We start from the raw sequence: 5633 nt of genomic DNA on the forward strand, positions 1-5633 counted from the left end.
TTGCAACGGCTTTTACATCCTCAATATCTGGACTGTATTTCCCGTTAACGGCTGCGTGCGTTTTTGCGGCTAAAATCAAATTCTGCGATGCTCGAGGACCTGCGCCCCAATCTAAATAATCTTTTATAATCTGAGGAGCTGTATCGCCTTTAGGTCTTGTTTTACCTACTAGCGTTACGGCATATTCAATAACATTATCTGCTACAGGAATACGTCTTATCAATTGCTGAAAGTCAACAATTTCTTGTGCTGTAAATAAAGGGTTTACCACTGGTTTTTGATCTCCTGTAGTTGCTTTTACTACATCTACTTCTTCTTGATAGGACGGGTACTGTAGGAATATAGAAAACATAAATCTATCCAATTGCGCTTCTGGCAAAGGATAAGTTCCTTCTTGCTCAATCGGATTTTGTGTTGCTAGAACAAAATAAGGTGCGTCCAATTTATAATTGTGACCAGCCACTGTAACTGATTTTTCTTGCATCGCTTCAAGAAGAGCCGCTTGAGTTTTAGGTGGCGTGCGGTTGATCTCATCTGCAAGGACAATATTGGAGAACACTGGACCTTTCAAAAATTTGAAAGTTCTGTTCTCATCTAATATTTCACTTCCTAAAATATCACTAGGCATTAAATCTGGGGTAAATTGAATTCTTTTAAAATTCAATCCCAGTGCTTGGGATATGGTATTTACCATTAAAGTTTTGGCTAGTCCTGGAACACCTACAAGAAGCGCATGTCCTCCAGAAAAGACAGATATCAATATTTCATTAATAACTTTTTCTTGTCCTATTATTACTTTAGCAATTTCAGTTTTAAGTTCCTGGTGTTTTTTTACCAGATTATCTATCGCAGCTACATCTGACATGGTGGGATGGGTTTAAGAGAATTAATTCCAGGCATTGAGAATATCACAATCATTATATTCTGGCCCTATTTTGATGTACGTATCATCAATTTTTTCATTACGCCATTTATTGATTGCCTTTACTTGCTTATCCTTTAGGGCAAGGTCTTTAATTTTCAAATAATCATTTGAGTAGTTTGCTTTATGATCTGGAACTTTATCAATGACATAGACCATTTTAAAAGATGCTGCTCCAGTTCTACTTTTTTCTTCTATGATACCACTTATATCTCCTTTTTCAAGAAATTGTAAGGTAGATGCCATATCTGATTCCAACCTCGTGATCTCCATTCTTCCAGTACCTGTATTAGGATTGATGATCTTACCGCCATTTTGAGCTGTTCTTTCTTCATCACTTATTTCTCTAGCCGCATCACCAAAAGTAATTTCCTTCAATATGATGCGATCCCTCATCGCATCAAGTTCTGACTTTGCTTTTTGTATTTGCGCCACAGAAATATAAGGTGTTAAAAGAATGTGTCGCACCTGTCTAATTTGCCCTTTTACCTTCTCTACATAAAGAATATGCCAACCGAACATGGTTTCAAATGGCTCGCTAATCTCACCTTCTTGAATTGAGAAAGCTTGATCTTTAAATTCCTTCACAAATGGACTAGATCTCTGCAACTCTAAAATTCCACCTTGACGTTCTGTTCCTGAGTCATCAGAATATAAAGTAGCTTTTGCAGCAAAATCAGCACCGTTATCTATAACGTCTGCTTTATATTCTTTGAGCTTATTGATCACTAAATTAATTTCTTCTTGATTTGGCTTTGGATAGACCACTATTTGAGCCATTTCCACCTCTGTATTAAAAAGGGGTAAATCTTCTACTGGAATAGACTTAAAAAAATCACGTACTTCTTCAGGAGTAATTTCTACTTGCTCTGTAATGCGTTCTTGCATGCGTTGGGCAAGCAATCCATCGCGATTTACACGATTAAGGGCTTCTCTAACTTGTGTGATGTTATCTTTCTTGTAGAAATCGGCTATTTTTTGATCGTCATCCGTTTGAAGTGCATTTTTAAAGTACTGAATCTGCCCTTCGGTTCTCCCCTCTATCTCACGATCTCCTATGGTAATACTATCTTGAATAGCGTGGTGAGCGTACATCTTTTCAGACAGCAAGCTTTCCATTAATTCACAACTGGAGATATCTGAGATTCCAGCTTGTCTTTTTGCCTGTTCTTTGGCAGTTACAATATCAGACCCTAAGATGACATAGTCCCCTATTACTCCTGCAACTCCTTCGATAAGAAATCTCTTTTTACTACTAGGCTTCACGCTGTCCAATGCAGCGATTGTTTCCTGTAGATTTTTTTGATCTACAGCAACTAATTCTTGCATTCTAGTCGTTTGTGCTGTTACCGTTTTCGCCATAGCGAAAACTATAATAACACCTAGAACTTTAATTATTGATTTTAAGTTTATCACTGGTAATAGCGTCATTTAATAAATCTTTTTCTAATTTTTTAATATAAGCGAGTTTACTCTTATTAAGCAATACTTGCTTAATAGTAGGCCTGACATACGATAAAGGCGCGCGATCACCACGATTTAGAACCCTAGTAAAACGGATCAAATATACGCCAAGACTATCTTCTAGCTTCCACGTTTTATTTTCTTTTATATAGAACTTTTCATTTTCGGGGTTGATGATACTCATAGCATCAAAAAGATAGGTTTTTTTTACCCAAATACTATCATTCAAAAAATAGCTTTTATAGGATAGCTTTAAGCTGTCTATTTGTGCCAGCGAATTTACATCACCTTTATAAAACCACTTTGTTATTTTTTGCAAATCAGTGTTAAGTGGATCCAACTGAACGTATCTAAATTGAATTAAATCTTCATTCAACTTAAAATCCTCTTTACGCTCTAGATAATAGGATCGAATAGCCGCTTCTGGAATAAGGGTATCCATATTTTGTTTTGTTAATTCACCTAAATATTCTTGAGCATATAGGGCTACTTGATAGTTCGTTACTAATTTATTGAGTTCTTCTTGTCGCTCTTGTTGTATATTATTTATAGCGTTGTTCATTAACAAATGATCTGTGGCCCATTTGTTAATAAAGGCTTTTACGATACGAGTGCTATCTTGCACCGTATAGTTTTGAGGTAAAAGTCGCTCAATGTCATCTTTATCAAGATAATGCTCTCCCAATGTTACCCTTGCACTTGGAGCATTTTCATTTGTGAAATACTCACAAGAAACAAAAGAAATGAAAAATAATATGTAGACTGCTTTTTTAATCAAGTTGCTTTTTTATTTGAGTTTTCACTTTTTTCAATACCTTTTTATGAAGTTTTATTTTATGCCCTTCCCTCAAGTTATTGATCCAGTTTTTTTCTAGTTCCTGTTTATAATCGTTAATGACTCTTCCTCTAGCTTCTTCTAAAGTTTTGTTAGATGGCTCTAAAATACCTTTCACCTCTATCACTTTATAAAAACTATCACCTTGATCATGATAAACAGCTGAAACGCCTAATTTAACATCAAAGTCTTCTGGCAGTCTATTGTAAGTTTCTTCTACTGTGCCAGAAGAAATGATCACTTTTGTTTTGTTATCTAAATTAAGCCTGGCTTTTATAGTGTCAGTGGCTATACCTAGTTGAAGCATCGTTCTTACTTCATTTGCCGCATCTAAGGAGGTGCTTTGGGTCAACTCTATATCTAATCTACGCAACCACATATAGTCGCTTTTATGGTTGTTATAATAATTTTCTTGCCCTAAAGAATCATTATCTGCTTTATTCCATACTTGAGTTTCTATCAAGTCAAACACTAAGAAGCCTTCTTTAAATTCATTGTACAAGAATTTAAAATCCTCGTTATCACGTTCTAAATTTGAGTCGTAGTACTCCATAATTTTATCAGTAATGAAACTGTTGTAGAAAACATCTAACTTATCCAATTTTGTGCTGTACGAAGCAAAATCTTTTAATTGTTTTTTCTCTGTATACTGAAGAAAGTCTTTTGCAGTATAATCGGTTTCTTTGATCTTAAAAAGCTCCTTGCTATTTGTTTTTTGATTCTTATCAAAAACATAGGCATTTGCCATAATAAGGCTGTCATTAACTAAGGCATAAACTTCTTCAGAAAGTTGTAGTTTTTTTGAAACTCCATATTTTTCCTTAAGCCTATTAGTAAAAGACTCTGTGATTATTCTGGAGCGAGGTGATTTTTGAATTTTATTTTCCAGCTCTTCTTCTAAGGCTTCAAAATTTTTCAAAGGATGTTTTTCTATTAACTTAATAATATGCCATCCGTATTTTGTCTCTACGGGCTTGCTGTACGCTCCCCTATCTTTTAATTCAAAAGCTGCATTTGCAAATGTCTCGTCAATACCGCCGACACCAAATTTATTGAGTTCTCCACCGCGAGCTGCGCTGTTTGCATCATCAGAGAATTCTCTGGCCAGTTCTTCAAAGCTTTTTCCTTGATTCAGTTGTTCGTATATTTCTTGAATGCGAGTAGCGGCGTTATTCTTATCAGTTTCTTGTTTATCAAAAGTCATAATATGTGCCACGGTAAGCTCACCTGGATTGAACCTTTTATCATTCACATACACTATATGGTATCCAAAATCTGTTCTTACAGGTTTGGAAAAATCGTTCACAGCTGTTTCATAAGCCACAGTCTCAAATTCATAAGCCATAGTAAAAGGACCGAACCAGCCTATATTTCCTTCATCACCAGCACTAGGCCCTTCACTTTCTGTTCTTGCTAAAGACCCCAAACTAGCACCATCCTGTAATTTTTTATAAACATCTTGAATTCTGCTCCATGCCTGAAGAGTGTCTTTAGGGGAAGCACCACGACTTACCTTAATTAAAATATGACTCGCATTTATTTGTTGCTTACTGCGTTCATATCCTTCTCTAATCAAGCTTTCTGTAACCTTACTATCAGTAAGATAAGGTTGCGCCAGACTAGAACGGGTACTTTGAATATCCTTTATATGACCTTCTTTTTTATCAAGTCCTAATTCATAGGCCTGGTGAAGTTTTAAACGGTAATCGATGTAAAGATTTAAATAATTATCCAAATCTTTTTGTGCTTCATCTTGAACTATATCTATATTCTTTAAATAGAATTTCATAAATGTACCGGCATCATAATCGGCGCCGTCTATGTTAAGCAATGTTTTATGTTCTAGATCTTGTGCACTCATCCCAGTTGATATTGAGAACGCAATTATGCAAAAGAGACTTTTTATATACTTCATAATCTTCCTTTTCAAGAGTGCCAAAAATAGTTATTAAAGCTGGCCTCTCAAAACGCAGGAATGTTTCGATTATTTTAAAAGGTTGCTATAAGTTTTACTCTTTTTGAACGACCTCAAAAATATGATAAAAAGTGAACACACCATAGAAATTTTACTCTCCATTAATAAAGTAATGGAATTGTTTAAGAATCAAGATTATTTTAAACATTGGCAAAAAGGGCTTATCAGTACGCAAAATATTTCAGGAGTTCCTGGAGAACAAAATAGTATTAGAAAAATGAAAATAAGAGTGGCTGGAACTGCGATTACTATGAAGGAAGAAATCACAAGGGTGGATTTACCTCATGTATGGGAAGCCACTTATCGCACCAGTGGTGTTTTAAATAGGCAAAGCAACCGCTTTCGCGAAAGCGAGACTACGATCAATAACCAAGTAATAAAAACCACTTTATGGGATGCCAACAGCACCTTCAAGTTTACTGGGATGATGAGATTGA

Annotated in this window: 5 protein-coding genes; 1 reads left to right on the forward strand and 4 read right to left on the reverse strand. The window is 35.4% G+C overall.

Translation table 11 applies throughout. The annotated features are described in order from the left end of the window. The 4 genes from ACJAT0_RS12305 to ACJAT0_RS12320 form a co-directional block, all read right to left on the reverse strand. A partial coding sequence (locus ACJAT0_RS12305) for an AAA family ATPase (RefSeq protein WP_415181894.1) occupies window positions 1-865 on the reverse strand: 865 nt, incomplete at its 3' end. 21 nt (window positions 866-886) lie between these two features. Beyond that, window positions 887-2353, reverse strand: a complete 1467-nt coding sequence (locus ACJAT0_RS12310) for a peptidylprolyl isomerase (RefSeq protein WP_415181895.1) — start codon at window positions 2351-2353, stop codon at window positions 887-889. Beyond that, window positions 2313-3164, reverse strand: coding sequence for a hypothetical protein (locus ACJAT0_RS12315; protein WP_415181896.1), 852 nt, complete (start codon window positions 3162-3164; stop codon window positions 2313-2315). The genes ACJAT0_RS12310 and ACJAT0_RS12315 overlap by 41 nt, the downstream gene beginning before the upstream one ends. Beyond that, a complete protein-coding gene (locus ACJAT0_RS12320; protein ID WP_415181897.1) occupies window positions 3157-5082 on the reverse strand; it encodes a peptidylprolyl isomerase in 1926 nt (641 codons plus the stop codon). The genes ACJAT0_RS12315 and ACJAT0_RS12320 overlap by 8 nt, the downstream gene beginning before the upstream one ends. A 175-nt stretch (window positions 5083-5257) precedes the next feature. Here ACJAT0_RS12320 and ACJAT0_RS12325 point away from each other — a divergent pair. Continuing rightward, on the forward strand, window positions 5258-5633 hold a 376-nt coding region (locus tag ACJAT0_RS12325; protein WP_415181898.1), incomplete at its 3' end, for an SRPBCC family protein.

It is taken from the genome of Nonlabens sp. (genome assembly GCF_047636915.1).
Lineage (GTDB): Bacteria > Bacteroidota > Bacteroidia > Flavobacteriales > Flavobacteriaceae > Nonlabens.

Bases quoted from the DNA above. Each gene is read 5' to 3' on its own strand.
- ACJAT0_RS12310 (WP_415181895.1), bottom strand. From the start codon at position 2,353: ATGACGCTATTACCAGTGATAAACTTAAAATCAATAATTAAAGTTCTA.
- ACJAT0_RS12320 (WP_415181897.1), bottom strand. From the start codon at position 5,082: ATGAGTGCACAAGATCTAGAACATAAAACATTGCTTAACATAGACGGC.